We start from the raw sequence: 16,661 nt of genomic DNA on the forward strand, positions 1-16,661 counted from the left end.
GCATGATGCCAGCCACCCCCATTCCGGGGGTATCGGCTCAGACGACCGCTGCCTGAGCCGCTGCCTGAGCCTCTGCCTCGAAATACGAGGCCCGGACAACACCGTCGAAATACTCGAGCATGACGTTGGTGATGTCCGACAAGGGGGTGAAGAAGTTGGCCAACACCACCCGTTTGGAACCGGGTACGGTGCACCAGTAGTCCACGATGAGATTTCGAACGGTCTGCTCCGGCGCCTGCTCATTCAGCGGCGGTGAGGCGTAGCGGTGCAACCGCAGCACTTCCGCTTGGCCGAGGGAGAGTCGCGTCGCCGTGTCGTTGCCCTCCATCCCGAGAGTGACGAAACTCTTTTCCAGCATCGAGATCACGGTCTCCGGGGCGGTGCCGACAGCGGGGCTCATGTGCAGATCCGACGGCGCGTAGACCGTGAGGGTGACCGGCATCGGCCGGCCGGGCGAAATCTCCGTGGCGATGAACATCCCCTGCGCCTGCGCGTCGCGAGCGGCCACCGCACCGGTCTCCACGCGTCGCCGCATCAGGGCGCGCAGGGTGGCGTTCTCCTCCGCCTTGCCGACTTGTTCCTCCACGAGGTCCTTGATCGAGCGTCGCCGGGCAGCGTCGTCGTTCAGCTCGATGGAGAACCATTTGCCGGCCAGGCGAAACCGCCAGCGGGGCAGGGAAACCTCGCCAGTTGTGACGCCCCCGGTCACGGCACCACGCCGTATTCCGTCCGCAGCCACTCGAGCGGAAGGTCGAGAGTGTAGTCATCGAGGACGTATTCCTCCGGCACACCAAGCTCCTGGGCCTGCTCCACAAGTGTCAGTCGCTCGAGACCTTTGGACTCCCACACGGAAAACTCGATCCAAGCATTGCCGTCAGGGTTGACGCCGGTCGCGGCGATCAGTATTGCCTCGATCTGGGCAGCGGTGACCTGCTCCCCAGTCATGGTCACATACAGGTGCAAGTACTTGGCCAGCCCGTCGACTGCAGGAATGACCTTAACGCTTGCGATCTCGTTGGAACTTGATTTCACTGCATCAATAACCAGCATGTCTGCCTTGCCCTCGCTCGCTTGGCCGGAGCTTGAGCTTCCGGCCGAATCAGTGTTCGCCCCCTCGCCTGCTCCGCCGGGAAGTATCGAGCATCCCGCCACGAGCAGAAGTACAACCCCCGCAGGCAGGAACGCGCTAGCCGCCCGCCATTCCTTGAATCCCGCTGAACAATACCTAGTCATGCGCTTCGCTGAATGCATATTGCTTGTGCCCTCCATCTTCAACCGACCCATAGAAGTCCTTGAAGGTCTCATTCAGTTCTGGGTGTTTCTTAGCGAGGTCGATCGCTGTGATTCGGTAGAGCTTGTTGTTGTGTTGCTGCTCGGACGTGCGGGGGTCCACCTCATGGGTGACCCAGTTGGTGTTGTCGCTGATAGGTGCGAGGGTGCTTCTCGAGCCAGGTGTAGTAGTCGGGCATCCGTTTAGCGACCATTCCGGGGGTATCGGCTCAGACGACCGCGGCCTGAGCCGCTGCCTGAGCCTCTGCCTCGAAATACGAGGCCCGGACAACACCGTCGAAATACTCGAGCATGACGTTGGTGATGTCCGACAAGGGGGTGAAGAAGTTGGCCAACACCACCCGTTTGGAACCGGGTACGGTGCACCAGTAGTCCACGATGAGATTTCGAACGGTCTCCGGCGCGTGCTCATCGGGCGGCGGTGAGGCGTAGCGATGCAACCGCAGCACCTCCGCTTGGCCGAGGGAGAGCCGCGTCGCCGTGTCATTGCCTTCCATCCCGAGCGTGACGAAACTCTTTTCCAGCATCGAGATCACCGTTTCTGGGGCGGTGCCGACAGCGGGGCTCATGTGCAGATCCGACGGCGCGTAGACCGTGAGGGTGACCGGCATCGCCAGGCCGGGCGAAACTTCGGTGGCGATGAACATTCCCTGCGCCTGCGCGTCGCGAGCGGCAACCGCGCCGGTCTCCACGCGGCGCCGCATCAGGGCGCGCAGGGTGGCGTTCTCCTCCGCCTTGCCGACTTGTTCCTCCACGAGCTCCTTGATCGACCGTCGCCGGGCAGCGTCGTCGTGCAGCTCAATTGAGAACCATTTGCCGGCCAGGCGAAACCGCCAGCGGGGCAGACCGGAATCTGACGTCACGGGGCAGTGCCGTATTTGGACTCCAGCCACTCCAGTGGAATAGCGAGCGTGTAGTCACTGTGGACGTAAAATTCGGGCATGCCTAGCTCTTGAGCCTGCTCCACAATTGATAACCGCTCACTGCCATCTGACTGCCGCACGCTAAAATTGATCCTCTGGTTATCCTCAGGGATGACGCTAGTCGCAGCCGCCAGCATGGCGTCGATCTGGGCGGCGGTGACATGCTCCCCGGTCATTGTCACAGAGACGTTCAAAAACTTGGCCAGCCCATCAATCGCAGGAACCACCCTCACCTTTGAGATCTCATTTGAACTTGACTTCACTGCATCAACCACTGGCATGTTCGCCTCGTCCTCGTTCGTCTGGTCGGAGCTCGAGCTTCCGGCCGAATCGGTGTTCGCCCCCTGGCCTGGTCCTCCGGGCAGGAGGGAGCATCCCGCCACGAGCATCAGAATCGCCCCCGCCGGCAGGAGCGCTCGAGCCGCCCCCCACCCCCTGGCTCCCGCCGAACGGTACCTATTCATGCGCTTCACTGAAGGCATACTGTTTCTGCTCGACAACCGGCCCATAGAAGTTCGCGAAGCTGTCATTAAGTCCTGGGTTCTTCTTGATCAGGTCGGTCGCGGTGGCGCGATAGATTTCGTTGTTATGCGGCTGTTCGGACGTGTTAGGGTCCACCTCATAGGTGACCCACTTGTTCTTGTCGCTGTGCGCTGACGGGTCGGTGAGGTCGAGGGTGTGCACGATATCTCCATCATGCTGCAGAGACACCACGGTGGTCTCTTTCGGGATGTTCATGCCGTCAATGGGGGCACCGTACGCCAGCACCGCTGTGACGTTGAAATCCCCTCCTTGAAGCTGCGTCTGCGTCGTCGCCAGATGACCGGCCATAATGCCGCCCTGGCTGAACCCGACGAGCATGACGGGGTCCGTGGAGGAGATGCCCGCCTGTTCCATGGCCGCAAGCACTGCCCTCTCGTACTGTGTGGCCACTGCTGGAAGAATGGGCATGAGCTCGGGATACATCAGGATCATGTTCGAGTCAAGGTCGTTGACCTTGCCGTCATCGTTCACGTCGAAACCCGAATCGAAGAATCCACCGGCGATCTGCCAATCCTGGGTGCTGGGTAGGGTAACCACCCAATTCGGCGGCTCGCCGCCCATGTTCTTGATGTCGACCACGGTCTCGTCGGTGCCGCCCAGCTGATCCACGAACCCCTCAGCCAATATGAAATCGTCGACGCTGTTCAGGTCCTTCTGAGCCAGGGAATCGTCGGCGAAATCCGACTCCTCCTCACTGGCGTCCGTCGAGGAATAGGGCGTCAGAGTGGGAGTCGGTGCATTCGCTTCTTTGACCACCCTGGAGATGAAGGCTGTCGCCACAATCGCGACGGCCGCGGCCACGGCGATCCAGAACGCGGCGCTCGTGAGGATGGCCAGCACCACGGCGAGGACGGCCTGGATCACGAGGATCAGGACTGCGACCAGAAGCACGATCAGGATGGCCGCGATCACCACCGCGATCACGACAAGGAGAACCTGGACTACCGTGGCCAGGAAGTCGACTATCCATGCGCCGATCGTGGCGAAGAACGCGCCGACATCCTCTGCGAACTTGCCCGCTTTGTCCCAGAAGCCATCGTTGCTGTCGCTGATGGCGCTGTCAATCGCGGCGATCGCGCGCTGCGCGGCTTCTTCAAGCTCGTCTCGCGCGCGGTCGTACGACGCGTTGGCTGACGCCAGGGTGGATTCGGCGGAGCTTTGCTGGGAGTGCAGCTGACGGAGCTCGTCATCGACCTGCTCCAGCACCTGCTCCGACGAACCATGCGACTCGTGCACGATGCGGCTGAAATCCGCCCGCTGGAGCTGCCCATTCACCCGGGCCAGGCTGGCGTATCCGCTTTCCGCAGCGGTCGTCGCCCGGTCTGCGCTCAGTTGCGCAGCCGCAAGCTCCACCGCATAGGTCTTCAGAGCTGACGCGGTTCCGCTGTAGCGGCCATGCGCTTCCGTCAATCCGGTGGCAACCGTTGCGGCTCTTTCACGGATGGCGTCCAGGGCGACGCTGGTGCCCTCAGCGGCGAGTGAGTTGAGGAGCCTGGCGGCATCTGCGATCGCCTCGGCAGACCGCACGTAGGCTTCAGCACGTTCGGACAAGGCCGACGGATTACCTGGCAGGGACATAGTTGTAAACCTTGTCTTCGAACTGCGCTGTCGGTACTACCGGGCGAACGACCAAGACGCCGCTCGCAGAGTCAATCATGTGCGGCAGCGGTCGCTTCGGCTGCGCTTTCGGCCAGGGTGCGGTCGAGGTCGCTGAACGTATCAACGAGTGATGTCAAGGCATCCGCCAAAAAGACCAGATTCTCCTTGATCTTCTCCCGACCGACGTCCCAGTTGTTACCGAACTCGCGCACCTTGTTGGCCAAACCGTCGTGGCCGGTGAAGCCGGCGGCGTCATCGCTGACGCGCTCGGCACGATCGAACTCCGACTTGACGTTGTTCGTGAGCGTCTGTGCGCGCCCGATGGCGCTGAAGTCGATCTTGAGATCTGCCATTCCCGGTCCCCCCTGGAAGATTCGGTGCTGACGGGCCTGGCCGGCCCGTCAGCACCACAACATGCTGGTTTAGCCGCCGAGCTGCTGCGCCAGCTGCTCGTCGGTCTGCTGCAGGGCCTGAGAAGCCTTCTCCAGGAACTGGGCCATGCCCTCGATGCCCTGGACGGTCTGGGTGGCGCCGGTGTTGAAGTCGTTGTACGACGTGTCAAAGGCGCCGGACGCGCGCGTCGTGGTGAAGCCCTCCTGCACGAGCTGCGACACCAGCTGGCGCAGCTGGCGCAGATTTCCCTCGATCTCCTGCTGGCCCTGGCGCAGACGCGACGACGCCGACTGCATCTGGTCGTAGCTCACATTGAGATTAGCCATTGAATTACCCTCCCCATTCATTGGTGAACCCCCGGACGGGCGAACACAAGTTTCACACCTGATCGCGAGGCTAGCGTCATACGGGGACCGCCGTCAACCGAGCCCAATTTGTGTTTACCCCCTGATCGGGGGAGAAAACGCCAAGGGGAATTGGATCCGTGCGACCCGGCCGCCCTGCACCAGCATGGCCCGCCCCTGGGGAAATTCGCTCTTGGCGAGCCTGGGGAAAGCTGTCTTCAGGATCAACTCACCATCGTGGGTGTCCGGTTGGAGCACGACTCCCCGCCGAGCCGACTTGATGTCGCCGACCAGTCCGAAGGACGAACCCCAGTCGTTGGTTTCCCCCTCGATCAGGACCATTCCTTCACCTCGGCGAGCCCGGCGCACGATGTCGGACAGCAGAGACTCCGCCATGGAGTTCGCGTAGTCGGAGATCCCCTCCACGACGATCAGGAGGTCGTTGTCACCCTGATGTCCATCGGCGATGATTCCACTCAGCATCGTCATCGCCGTCGACGCGTCGGTGGCGACGTCCGACCAGGCCCGGGAAGCCAGCACCGGAGACTTTCTCGTGCCGATGTACACCAAGCGAGTGTCGGGCCGTGAACGTGCGACTGCCGCGACGATCGCGGCGACGGCGTTGCTCCGGCCACTCTGCGGTGGACCCGCCACCAGGAACACTCCCGAGGGCTCGATCGCTATCGGGCCGAGGTCGATGTCGGACAGCCCGATGGTGGGCTGTCCGCCCACCTCGGCGGGCAGAGCATCCGCGCTGAACAGCGCCGGGAGCGACCGAATCGGCGGGGCCTCGGTGCGGCCCTCCGCGCGCAACCGCGCGGCCAGGTCATCGACCGCGCGCGACTGTTCTTTGGAGTTGCCGGTTCCGGCAATGACCGCGATCTGCGCCTCGCCACGATCAATCACCGCGCGCCCCGGACGGGAGTCCGACGAGAGCACATCGCGCGGCACATCGAGCATGACGTAGGCGTCGCTATCGGCCATTCTGAGCACAATGCGGCGCTGGATCATGGCGTTCAGCGCGCTGGGCAGGCTCTGGCCACGATCGGCCGACAGCGCAATGTGCACACCGACCGAGCGCCCGTCAGAGATGATCTGTTGCAGGATCTGGTACGCCTCCGCCCGCCCCGGGATTCCCTCGTATTCGTTTCGGAAGGCTGGAAATCCATCGATCAGGAGGAGAAGCCGTGGTTCATCGGCCAGCATGGCCAACCGGCGGTACTCGGTGATCGTGTCCGCCGTCACGGCCGCGTAGGCCTCGGACCGGCGGTCGAGTTCGGAGCGCAGCATCCGGAAGAGCCGCATGATCCGCTCGCTGTCATCACCGGGGATGATCGACCCGACGTGCGGCAGGGACTCCAGCATGCGCAGCCCGCCGGAGCCGAATTCCAGGCCGTAAACGTGCACCGGCTCCCCGCCGACGGTCTGCCGCGCGGCGATTGCCAGGGCCCGCAGGGTGCCGCTTTTGCCCGCCCCTCCCGTGCCGAAAACGGCCAGGTGGCCCTCGGCATCAGGATCGAACGAGACCGGAACCTGCATTTGCCGCTCCGGTACGTCTTTCATCCCCAACAACAGCTCACGGTCGCTCAGTTGCATCAGGTCGAGTTGGTCCACGATCGGCGCCAGTTCATCGAGCCACGGCCGACGGGGCGCTGGAATTCCCAGGCCCGCCGAGGCTTCGCCCATGCGTGCGACTAGCATCTGCTGGTCGTTGGGTCCGAGCTCAGAGGCTTCGCGCCGGGGCGGACGGAGGTCCTCCGGCACTTCCCACACGCTCGAGTTACCGATCCCGAATGTCTTCACCGTCACCTCGGCGTCGTCGACGTCGGCCAGACTCCACCCACCCGCATAGGCGGATTGGAACACGGTCAATCGTCCGGGTCCGGTCTTGGCCAGTGCCCGTCCGGGAATCGACGGATCGAAGAGGGCCGCTTCCTTGGTGCCGACGACGTCATCGCTGTCCAGTTCATCGGCCATCCGCAGGGCCACCCGCAGGTTGGTGTTGGCCCGCAGGTTGTCCTTGATCACCCCGGCCGGGCGTTGGGTGGCCATGATGAGGTGGATCCCGAGGGATCGGCCACGCTGGGCGATATCGACGACACCGTCGACAAAAGCCGGCACCTCGCTCACCAGCGCGGCGAATTCGTCGATGACAAGAACCAGGGCTGGCGGGGTGTCCGGGTCACCCCGCTTTTCGAGCTCGAGAATGTCCTTGGCCTTCTTGCGGTTCAGAAGCGTTTCGCGATAGTGCAGCTCCGCTCGAAGGCTGACGAGCGCTCGGCGCACGAGGTGTGGGCTGAGGTCGGTGACGAGGCCCACACAATGGGGCAACTGGATACAGTCGGCGAACGCCGAGCCGCCCTTGTAGTCGACGAACAGGAAGGTGACTCGTTGCGGGCTGTATTCGGAGGCCATGCCGAGCACCCAGGCCTGGAGGAACTCGCTCTTGCCCGAGCCCGTCGTTCCGCCGACAAGCGCGTGCGGGCCCTGGGTACGCAGGTCGATCTGCATCGCCCCGGACGCGGACTGCCCGACCAAGGCGCGAAGTTTGGGCTGGTATTTCGGGGAGATGGCTTGCCCCTCGCGCAGGATCGAACCGTTCTGTTCCCAGCGGTCTCTGACGCTGAGCGAGCTCAGGGCCATCTCCTTGCCGAGCAGGTGAAGCAACGGGATCGTGCGGGGAACGTCGCTGGCGTCCTCCTCGACCACTGATGCGTCGGTGAGGCGCGCGAGCGAACGTGCGAAGTGTGAAAACTGCTGCCGGGTGAGGCCCTCGACAGAGAGCTCGAGGGCTTCCGTTCCCTGGCGCACGAAGTTGACCCTCGCCGTGGTCGGGGAAGAGACTTCGACGAAGGTGCGGCACGCTGCCGGAAGCAGTTCAGGCCGTTCGGCAATCCAGATCGGGTAGATTCCTCGCTGCGCGGCCCGTTCCACGACCTGGATCAATCGCGCGCGGTCGGCAGGCGCATGGTCGGCGATAACCATCACCACGGCCGGTGTCGGGGCGGCCGCGCCGCCGTCGGAGCGACCATCGACGCCCACCCGGCCTCCGGCCAGTCTGGCGGCTTCCTCCTCCTTCAGCGCGCCCAGCCGGGCGGGTTCAGTGGAGTTACCGGGCGATCGCGCGGCGATGAGGTCCTCGAGCCGGGCGATCAGGTTCATGGCCGCCGGAGGGCTGTCGGCCAGGGCGGTGGTGCCGATCACCGGCTCGACCTCCCACGTATGCGGCAGCCACTTGAGGTCGGCTAGCTCACCGGCCCAGACGGCATCAAGCAAGCCAACCAGAAGCACATCGCTGGACGCGTGGAGACCGGCAACTTGGGCGATCACGCCGCGAACGTAGTCCGCGACCTCCTGGTGGCTACCGGTGATGCCGAGTGCCCCTGCCTCGGCGAGCGACTCGATGACGGGCAGGTCCGGGATGTCCCGGAACGACTCTGCCAGCGACTCGAAGCTTTCCAGGTACTCGGGGATGGCTGCGTCACGGTTGTTCGGCTGGGTCACCTTGTTCCTCGACGGCTGCACTCCCATGCCAAGCCGGAGGTGCAGGAACGACCAGTGCTCCAGGCGACGCGTCCAGACCAACGTTCCCGCGGAAATCGCGTGCTGGTAGATCTGGTGCAGCGCCGGAGTCTCTCCGAGCCGGGTGGCGATCTCCGTTTCCCGCTCACTGGTCAACCGGGTGTCCAGCCGGTCAAGCTGCGTGGAGAACCGTTCCTTGTCCATCTTCATTTTGCGCTTTTTCGTCATTCGGGAGGTCAGCCAGGTACCGAACATCAGCACCGGAGACATCGCGACGAAGACCACGGACAGGAGTTGCTGGGTGACGCTGAACAGCACCCCGCCGAGAATCAGCGGTGCGGCCATCGCCAACCACGGGAACGGCTGAGGTTCGGCCGGCGTCGGGAGGTCGACTCCGTCCAGGTCTTCGCCGACGTAGCGTGGTTCCACCCGTGGCGACCGGGTGAGCAGCATCCCCTGCACTGGAGTGATCGCCTGGCTGGGTGCGGCCACCAGCAGGGTCGCGCGAATCAGCGTCTCGCCGATCATGACTTCCTGACCGTGATGGAGTTCGAGCCGGCGGACGGGTTCGCCCTGCACGAGGATCCCGTTGGCCGAGTTCAGGTCCACGAGTTCGATCTTGTCGGCGCTGACGTGGAACCGGGCGTGGCTTTTCGAGACGGTGCGGTCGGTGAGCACGATGTCGCTGTCGGGCCCACGACCGATGATCTCAATGCCTCTGCACAACGAATACACCTCGCCTGCGTCGGGTCCGGAGAGGATCTCCAACTGACCCAGCCGCGGGCGTGGGGCATCGGACCGCGGAACGACTCTGACCCCGGTACCGGAGGCCAGCTTGGCCTCCGCGAGAGTCTCTTCAGGGTCGAGCACCTCGGTGTGGGTACCGCCCAACGCCAGCGATTCGAGGGTCACGGCCTCAGGTCCAGGCGCGATCACCCGATACTCCAGCAGCGGGTCGCGCTGCACGATCGCGGCCGCAACATCCGCCACGGTGGCGGAGGCATCGGCGACCAGTTCGATGTCCTGTTCGGTCCCGTCCGGACGAACCAGGGTCACCCTGAGCTTCATCGCCGACCGCCGTCAGACCGTGACACAAATCCAATGGATGACTGTTGCTGCATGGCTGTCACTCCCCCGCCGCGCAAACCTGCGTCAACGTAGCTCCCCCGCGAGTATCGAGCGCACCGCCCGGCTCATTGCTTCGAAGGCTAGCGGAAGTCAGCGCGGCTAACGGAGACGCTCCCGCCACATGCTTGACATCGTCCTCGGCGGGGGTGCGGTGAGGGTCACGCATCGGTCGCCGCCGCACGCAAAACCAGGATGACCGCCACTAGGCCCACCAAAACCGCGAACGCCATCGTCAGCAGCACCGCGTAGAAGGCCATCAGGTAGGTTCGTGGGTGCTTCTCGAGCCAGGTGTAGTGGTCGGGCATCCGTTTGGCGACAGCCCACGGAGTGATCGGGGCACTGTGGATGCGCAGTGTCGCGGGCAGGGCCTCGGCGAGTGCGACCAGATCGGGGGTCGTCCACACCCACATGCTCAGGCGCAGCACGGTCTTGTGCCCGTTCCGCAACACTGCCCAGCGTTCGTCGTAAACGCCGATAGGTGTGAGGATAGGGCGAAAAGGCAGCCAATTCGACCCAGACACGTCTGCGAATCGCACGATCTCCGTTGCGGTCGTGGAGTCTATGCGGCGCCGTCGGCCGAGGATGTCGCGATACTCGAGATAGTGGCCCGGTGAGACTGTCAGCGTTCTGCTGCGCACCCCTGCCTTCAGGGTTATCACGCCGCCCGGCACCAGGAAGAGCAGGGCGAGCCAGCTCAGTGCGTTCGTCGCGGCGTGCGCGACCACGAAGATGACGGTCGGGACGGCGCACGCGGCGGTGAACCATACGGCGAACCAGGTGCGCCACCGCTTGGGGCGATACAGAACGACGAAGGGCCTAACGACCTCAAGCACCACGGGTCACTCCAAGAGCGAGAGGGAGTTCCACCCAGGGGTGTGGGAAACGGCACTGCAGCGGAACGCTCATTCTGACTCCCGCGTGCTGCCCATCGTGCACGCCCCTGATCATAGATTCAACCGGGGTCGGATGCCGGCATCGGCCAATGCCGCCCACCCCGGCACGACGTTGCCAAAACTAGCCGACCTTGGCGAGCCCGCGCAATACAATAGTGCTGATCGGGCGCGTTTTCAGGCCCTAACGGGGGGGGATCTAATGCCTACTGCGATTCGGAAGCGACGGACCGGCGGACAAGCGAGCGATCGAACGAGGAGGTCGGCGTGGTCCCGGGTTCTCGACGTCGTAATCATCGTGAGTCTTCTCGCGACGGCCGCCATGTTCACCTGGTCGGGTGCAGTCGGCTCTCTCTTCACCATGAGCCGCAGAGACGGCTCGACATTGTCCCGTGAGTCAGCGGCGCTCAGCGGCAAGGTGCCGTTCGTCGCCGATCAACTGCTCTGGTTCCCGGCGGCGTTGGCGTGTGTCGCCCTGCTCGTGCTCATTTACTTCACCGCCACGGCCTTGCGGTTCTGGGTCCTTCTGGTGAGCGGCGCGGTGGCGATGTTCGCCGTCTGCACGGTCTGTCTCACCCTCGAGATCGTCTGGGTGTCGACCGGAGTGCCGTACACGAACTATGAGGGTCTCTATGCGACCTGGTCGGATCCCGGCAGATACCTCTGGCCGATTCTCGCGCTCAGCGTGTGCATGGTGCTGTCGCTCGCCGCCACGGTCCACGGCGTGCACCACCTCCGTGCGCTGCGCGCACTGCTCCACCCCTGACGTGAACCCGTGGGAGAGATGCCCGGTTGACGCTGGTCCGGTTCTACCAACGTCTCACCGTGCCGTGTCGTGCTCCTGCCGTAGCCACTCGAGCGGAAGTTCCAGCGTGTAGTCGTCGAGGACGTACTTTGCGGGTACGCCAAGCTCCCGAGCCTGCTCAAGAATAGAGAGGCTGTCGTCACCATCGGCCGGGTATACGCCGAAAGTGATCCTGTCCCTATCCTCCGGCGTGGCCGGCGTCGCGGCTGCCAAGAACCCGTCGATCTGGGCGGCGGTGACGTCATCTCCGTTCATGGTGACGTACAGGTGAAAATACCTGGAGAAGCCGTCAATTGCCGGGATCACCTCCACTGCTGAAATCTCGGATGAACTGGACTGCACGGCCTCGCTCACCGCCGCTGCTTGCTCTTCCTTCGATGGGCCGAACAGGCTCGAGCAGCCCGTCAGTAGTAGGAGCAGGATGGCCGAGGGCAGGATCGCGCGAACCACAGGCCGGCTCAGGCCTGTGACCGGGGTACTGGCGCTGGCCTGGGACCGTAGCCTCACGGGCTTGACCCGTAGTTTTGCTCCAACCACTCCAGCGGAATTGCGAGCGTGTAGTCACTGTGGAAATAGAGCTCGGGCACGCCTAACTCCTGTGCCTGCTCCACAATCGAAATCCGGTCGAGACCATCTGACCGCCGCACGTTGAAATTGATCCTATGGTTGCTCTCGGGGATGACACCCGTCGCGGCGGCCAGGAAGGCGTCGATCTGGGCGGCAGTAACGTCATCTCCGGTCACGGTCACGGAAAGGTTCAGGAACTCTGCGAGCCCGTCAGTCGCCGGTGACGCTTTCACTTCGGAAATATTGCTTGAGCTGGCTTCCACGGCCTCGGCAACCGCGGCCATCTCCTCCTCCGTGGAGGGGCCGAACAGGCTCGAGCAACCGGTGAGAAGCATCAGCAGGGCGGCCGCGGGCAGAGCCGCGCGAGCCCACTTCTTGATGTTCATGCGTAGAGTCCCCCTGGATTGCGGCCATCGCCGTGTGGCATCGCGGGGCGAGCATCGCTGAGGACTTCGCGTCGCCCACCCCGGCCGCGTTGAGGCTAAACGTAGTGGACGGGATTGGTCTGCGCGGTGCATTCAGGCAAGTCGAGTTCTCTCCTGCCCGAAATGGGGGTGGGCCGGCCGCCGCTAGTTGAGCTTGTCGGAACCCACCCGTTGGTGGCGCTTGTTGAAACCTGGTGACGTGCGTTGAGAAGTCGGCTCACGGGATCTCGACAAGCTCGATCAACGTGGGGGCGCGAAGCGCGGGACGGGTCGCGGTTTTCGGAACCGGCGCCGCGTGTTGCGGGTCAGTCCCCCGGCGCCATAGGGGGCCAGAGGTGGTTCACGATGTCGAGCGTGTAACCCTCTGGGCCGGCGTTGGAGTACTCCGTTGCCACCCAGATGCCGTCGCGCAGGAAGTGTGACTCGCCGAAGTAGCCCTCGTCGTTGGAGCTCTCCGTGGTGCAGCGCAACCCGCCCTGCTGCTCGAAGCAGCTGTCGCCGCGGTCGGCCAGATGGGCCTCGATCGTGGCGCTGTCCTCGGCATCCACCCACACCACGGTGGTGGAGACCCCGGCCCCGGACGGGCCTTCCGGCATGGCCCACTGGCAGAGGAGGGAGTCATTCGTTTCGATGACCTCCTGCTGCACGGGGTCGTCCTCGCCGATCTTCATCTCCAGCTCCGGGTCGTCCAGCCAGGCCGGGTTGAGCACCATCCTGCCGAAGGCTGCAACCATCTCGGGGCTGTACAGGTCGGCGCAGGATGCCGGTTGCGGCGTACCCGGTGCGGCCGAACTGCCCGGGGTGGGGGTGGGGGTGGCTGTGGTCGGCGCGACGGTCGCTGACGGTGTGGGCCGGGCCGCTTCGGTGGCGGCCGGGGTGACGGAATCGCGTGGCCAGAACAGGCCGACGACGAGCGCGGCGACGGCGACCAGAGCAGCGAGCACCCCGAAGATCACCCGCAGCCGACGTTTCGCCGGAGCGGGTGGCTGTGAGTGCGCAGCGCCCATGAGTGACTTCCTCGCGGTTTACGCACAGCATAGTCCGGCGGCCGAGCAGCGTCCTTGGTGGGTCTCGACAAGCTCGACCAACGACGTGGTGACGCCCCGCAGAACCGGTCACGGGGTCTCGACAAGCTCGACCAACGACGTGGTGACGCCCGCAGGACGAGTCACGGGGTCTCGACAAGCTCGACCAGCGGCGCGGTGAACGCCCCGCAGGACAGGGCACGGTGTCTCGACAAGCTCGACGAGCGACTAGGCGAAAACGACCGCGGGGGACGCGCTGGGCGTCGGCTTCGAGAAGAGGTAGCCCTGGCCGTACCGGCAGCCCATCGCCTGCAGCAGATCTCGCTGGCTAGTGGTTTCGATGCCCTCAGCCACCACGTCCAGATTCAGCGAGTCCGCCAGCCGGAGGATGCCCTCCACGATCGCCCGATCGTGTTCGGACCGTTCGAGGTCCCGGATGAACGACAGGTCGATCTTCAACAGATCCACGGTGAACGCGCGCAAATGTGTGAACGACGAGTAACCGGTGCCGAAGTCGTCGATCGCGAGCCGTACGCCCATGGCGCGCAGCTCCTGAAAGGTTCGGGCGGCGGAGTCGATCGCCTCGAGCACGGCGCTCTCGGTGAGTTCCAGCCAGAGCTGGTCGGGGGCCAGACCCGAGTCCTTGAGCGCGCGCTTGACGACCGCACCGAAGTCGTCCTGCACGAACTGTCGGGCCGACACATTGACGCTGACGGCCATACCGCGCTCCAGGGCGGTCGCCGCATGGCACGCCTGGCCCAGCACCGTGGCACCGATGCCCTTGATCAGGCCGACCTCTTCGGCAATCGCGATGAACTCACCCGGTGCGACCAGCCCGCGCTCGGGCCGCCGCCAGCGCGCGAGCGCCTCGGTGGCCACAACTCGCTGTTCCTGCAGGTCCACTATGGGCTGGTACCACGTCTCGATCTCGCCCAGAGCGACGGCCTCCCGCAGAGCCAGCTCAGTGTCGAGACGCTGGTGAACGCGGTAACGCAGGTCGTCGTCGAAGACCTCGTAACGGGCACGGCCTCGCCCCTTCGCCAGATACATCGCCTGATCCGCGTTGCGCAGCAACGACTCGGCGTCGTCATGCCCGAGTCCGAATGCAATGCCGATGCTGGCGTCCACGGCTGCGACCTGGTCACCGAACTGGATCGGCTCTGAGATGGCCTTCTGGAACGCCTCGGCGATCTTGTTGACATCCCCGCTGCGGCCGACATCCGGGCAGATGACCACGAATTCGTCGCCGCCGATGCGGGACACCGTGTCGGTCGCCCCGGCATGCTGGCGCAGCCGGATGCCAACCTGCATGAGGACGGCATCGCCGGCGTGATGGCCGAGGCTGTCGTTGACGAACTTGAACCGGTCGAGGTCGATGAACAACACGGCGACGCCCGTACCGCGACGTGACGCCTGGAGGAGCGCCTGGTTCAGCCGGTCGAGTAACAGCAGGCGATTGGGCAGGTTCGTCAGCGGGTCGTGGAAAGCCAGGTGCTCGACCCGGGCTTCGGCCAGGCGCCGGGCGGTGATGTCCTCGAGTTGGTACAGGAACCCGCCAGCCTGCTCGCCCTCCTGAATCTCGGCGATGCTGACCTTGACCCAGGTTTCCTCGCCGTCGTCACGTCGCATCCGACGGTCCATGCGGCGGCCCGTTGGGCCGTCGACGCCGACCGTCGCGGATGCCGCGGCATCACCGGCACTCGCCGGACTGAACATCGACTCGATGGGCTGGTTCACCACCGGGGTCAACGACCCGGCCAGGTCGAAGAGCCGCTTGTTCGCCTCGACGACCGTTCCGTCGAGCGACACGATGGCCGTTCCTAGTGGCGACGAGGCGAAGGCGGCCTCGAAGCGGGCACTCGCCGCCGATGCCGCGTGTTGGGCAACGCGCAGCGCGGTCACGTCGGTGACGCTGGCGAGGTGCCCGACCACATCCGTCGCGCCCGTCGCGTCTGTCATCGGAGAGGTGCTTACCTGCACCCAGTTGACCTGCCCGGAGGGAGTGCGGAAGCGCAGGGTCGTCTCGTAAGCTTCCCCGGCTGCGACGTACTGGTGCCATTCCTGACGCACCCGATCGGCGTCGTCGGGGTGCATGGCCGCAACCCAGCCGTCGCGCCGTGACTGGGTCTTCGTGAGCCCGCTCAGCTCGAGCCACACGTCGTTGGCCGAAATGATTCCGCCCGCGGCATCCAGTTGCACGATGCCTACCGGTGCGATCTTGATCAGCGTGTGGAGCGTGTCGGCCGTCTCGGCCAGCTGCCGGGTGCGAGCGTCGACCGTCTCCTCGAGGGTGTGGTTGGCCTCGGCGAGGGCCTGCATGGCCGCGTCCCGCTGGCGATCGAGGGTGCGCAGCCGGCGCGCCGCGATCCAGGCGAGCCCGGAGCCGAGGACCGTCATCACCGCGATCAGGATGGCGACGCCGAACACCGTGTCGTACCAGCCCAGGCGGCGACCCGCCAGGTCGAGCAGCCCCAGCACGAACGGGCCGAGGAACAAGACTGGGATGACCGGACGGAGCAGATGCCCCGCGCTGCCCGGGTCGCGTAACAGCGCGATCAGGCCGTTGGCGGGACGCTGCAGCAGGATCGACACTGACAAGATCACGAGCCCGAGCGCCGAGGGCAGGGCCATGCTCGTGAACCCGCCGACGCTGTAAAGGGAGGAGACCCCGTAGGCGTAGCCGAGAATCGCGATCAGGCTGATCGTGAGCGTGCCGAAGGCCAGTCCGAGCATCACGCTGGCGCGGGCGAACCGACTGGCGATGACGGAGGCTCCGAGCAGCAGCAGCGACACCGCCGTGGCCGGGGCCATGCGGGCAGGGTGCCCGTCGAAGTCGATACCCGCAAGCTCGTCGATGCCGAGGGGCGTCCCGAAGATGAACTCGGCCAGGGTGAGCGCACCGATCAGGGCAACGGCGAGACCCAGCACCAAGGCGACTCGGCGCCGCTCCAGCATTGTCACGGCAGTCGAGACGAGGACGAAGCCCAGTGCCGTCATGGGTTTGATCGCCCACAGGCCGATGATCGTGGCGGGGATCGAGCCGATCCCGACGTACCAGCCGATCAGCAGGACCACCCCGAGCGCCCCGGCGACGGCCGCTCCAGTCAGACTGGCGATGCGCATGTTGTGCCTCTGCTCCCGATGGGCAGGGGCGCCACTCGTCCTGAAGATTCTACCGGGCTGTCGCTCGTCTCAGAGCCGTCCTGC

The 16,661-nt window shown here is 64.8% G+C and carries 14 protein-coding genes; 1 reads left to right on the plus strand and 13 read right to left on the minus strand.

Annotation, left to right across the window (positions count from 1 at the left end):
- Positions 1 to 37 precede the first annotated feature (37 nt).
- From ACEN2M_RS06755 to ACEN2M_RS06795, 9 genes are all read right to left on the minus strand, one after another.
- Positions 38 to 709 carry a hypothetical protein gene (locus ACEN2M_RS06755; RefSeq protein ID WP_441647340.1) on the minus strand — a complete coding sequence of 224 codons (672 nt, stop codon included), beginning with the start codon at positions 707 to 709 and terminating at the stop codon, positions 38 to 40.
- Positions 706 to 1,284, minus strand: a complete 579-nt coding sequence (locus tag ACEN2M_RS06760; protein WP_441647341.1) for a hypothetical protein — start codon at positions 1,282 to 1,284, stop codon at positions 706 to 708. The genes ACEN2M_RS06755 and ACEN2M_RS06760 overlap by 4 nt, the downstream gene beginning before the upstream one ends.
- A 215-nt stretch (positions 1,285 to 1,499) precedes the next feature.
- Entirely contained in the window at positions 1,500 to 2,153 is a 654-nt protein-coding gene (locus ACEN2M_RS06765; RefSeq protein WP_441647342.1) for a hypothetical protein, read from the minus strand.
- Positions 2,150 to 2,494 (minus strand): hypothetical protein, encoded by a 345-nt coding sequence (locus tag ACEN2M_RS06770; RefSeq protein WP_441647343.1) that lies wholly within the window; start codon positions 2,492 to 2,494, stop codon positions 2,150 to 2,152. Before ACEN2M_RS06770 ends, ACEN2M_RS06765 begins: the two co-directional genes overlap by 4 nt.
- A gap of 175 nt (positions 2,495 to 2,669) precedes the next feature.
- The gene (locus ACEN2M_RS06775; RefSeq protein ID WP_441647344.1) at positions 2,670 to 4,334 is read right to left on the minus strand and encodes a hypothetical protein; all 1,665 of its coding nucleotides are present in this window, start codon (positions 4,332 to 4,334) and stop codon (positions 2,670 to 2,672) included.
- 71 nt (positions 4,335 to 4,405) lie between these two features.
- Complete coding sequence (locus ACEN2M_RS06780) at positions 4,406 to 4,708, minus strand: hypothetical protein (RefSeq protein WP_441647345.1); 303 nt, start codon at positions 4,706 to 4,708, stop codon at positions 4,406 to 4,408.
- A 69-nt stretch (positions 4,709 to 4,777) separates the two neighbouring features.
- Positions 4,778 to 5,074, minus strand: coding sequence for a WXG100 family type VII secretion target (locus ACEN2M_RS06785; protein ID WP_441647346.1), 297 nt, complete (start codon positions 5,072 to 5,074; stop codon positions 4,778 to 4,780).
- A gap of 114 nt (positions 5,075 to 5,188) precedes the next feature.
- The gene (locus tag ACEN2M_RS06790) at positions 5,189 to 9,382 is read right to left on the minus strand and encodes an FtsK/SpoIIIE domain-containing protein (RefSeq protein WP_441647347.1); all 4,194 of its coding nucleotides are present in this window, start codon (positions 9,380 to 9,382) and stop codon (positions 5,189 to 5,191) included.
- Positions 9,383 to 9,900: 518 nt separating this feature from the next.
- Positions 9,901 to 10,578, minus strand: a complete 678-nt coding sequence (locus ACEN2M_RS06795; protein ID WP_441647348.1) for a hypothetical protein — start codon at positions 10,576 to 10,578, stop codon at positions 9,901 to 9,903.
- A gap of 415 nt (positions 10,579 to 10,993) precedes the next feature.
- Between ACEN2M_RS06795 and ACEN2M_RS06800 the strand changes: the two genes are divergently transcribed.
- Entirely contained in the window at positions 10,994 to 11,398 is a 405-nt protein-coding gene (locus ACEN2M_RS06800) for a hypothetical protein (RefSeq protein ID WP_441647349.1), read from the plus strand.
- Between the two features lie 54 nt (positions 11,399 to 11,452).
- Here ACEN2M_RS06800 and ACEN2M_RS06805 read toward each other — a convergent pair whose 3' ends face one another.
- From ACEN2M_RS06805 to ACEN2M_RS06820, 4 genes are all read right to left on the minus strand, one after another.
- A complete protein-coding gene (locus ACEN2M_RS06805) occupies positions 11,453 to 11,791 on the minus strand; it encodes a hypothetical protein (RefSeq protein WP_441647350.1) in 339 nt (112 codons plus the stop codon).
- Between the two features lie 149 nt (positions 11,792 to 11,940).
- Complete coding sequence (locus tag ACEN2M_RS06810; RefSeq protein ID WP_441647351.1) at positions 11,941 to 12,390, minus strand: hypothetical protein; 450 nt, start codon at positions 12,388 to 12,390, stop codon at positions 11,941 to 11,943.
- 344 nt (positions 12,391 to 12,734) lie between these two features.
- Entirely contained in the window at positions 12,735 to 13,436 is a 702-nt protein-coding gene (locus ACEN2M_RS06815; protein ID WP_441647352.1) for a hypothetical protein, read from the minus strand.
- A gap of 246 nt (positions 13,437 to 13,682) precedes the next feature.
- Positions 13,683 to 16,577, minus strand: a complete 2,895-nt coding sequence (locus ACEN2M_RS06820; RefSeq protein WP_441647353.1) for a sensor domain-containing protein — start codon at positions 16,575 to 16,577, stop codon at positions 13,683 to 13,685.
- Between the last annotated feature and the right edge of the window lie 84 nt (positions 16,578 to 16,661).

This window comes from Cryobacterium sp. W22_MBD10_FK3, assembly GCF_052113745.1.
Classification (GTDB): Bacteria; Actinomycetota; Actinomycetes; order Actinomycetales; family Microbacteriaceae; genus Cryobacterium.

What these genes read in the sequence shown, in the direction of transcription:
- ACEN2M_RS06815 (WP_441647352.1), bottom strand. Translation starts at nt 13,436, where the DNA reads ATGGGCGCTGCGCACTCACAGCCACCCGCTCCGGCGAAACGTCGGCTG.
- ACEN2M_RS06800 (WP_441647349.1), top strand. Translation starts at nt 10,994, where the DNA reads ATGAGCCGCAGAGACGGCTCGACATTGTCCCGTGAGTCAGCGGCGCTC.
- ACEN2M_RS06780 (WP_441647345.1), bottom strand. Translation starts at nt 4,708, where the DNA reads ATGGCAGATCTCAAGATCGACTTCAGCGCCATCGGGCGCGCACAGACG.
- ACEN2M_RS06820 (WP_441647353.1), bottom strand. Translation starts at nt 16,577, where the DNA reads ATGCGCATCGCCAGTCTGACTGGAGCGGCCGTCGCCGGGGCGCTCGGG.
- ACEN2M_RS06785 (WP_441647346.1), bottom strand. Translation starts at nt 5,074, where the DNA reads ATGGCTAATCTCAATGTGAGCTACGACCAGATGCAGTCGGCGTCGTCG.
- ACEN2M_RS06760 (WP_441647341.1), bottom strand. Translation starts at nt 1,284, where the DNA reads ATGGGTCGGTTGAAGATGGAGGGCACAAGCAATATGCATTCAGCGAAG.
- ACEN2M_RS06775 (WP_441647344.1), bottom strand. Translation starts at nt 4,334, where the DNA reads ATGTCCCTGCCAGGTAATCCGTCGGCCTTGTCCGAACGTGCTGAAGCC.
- ACEN2M_RS06770 (WP_441647343.1), bottom strand. Translation starts at nt 2,494, where the DNA reads ATGCCAGTGGTTGATGCAGTGAAGTCAAGTTCAAATGAGATCTCAAAG.
- ACEN2M_RS06810 (WP_441647351.1), bottom strand. Translation starts at nt 12,390, where the DNA reads ATGAACATCAAGAAGTGGGCTCGCGCGGCTCTGCCCGCGGCCGCCCTG.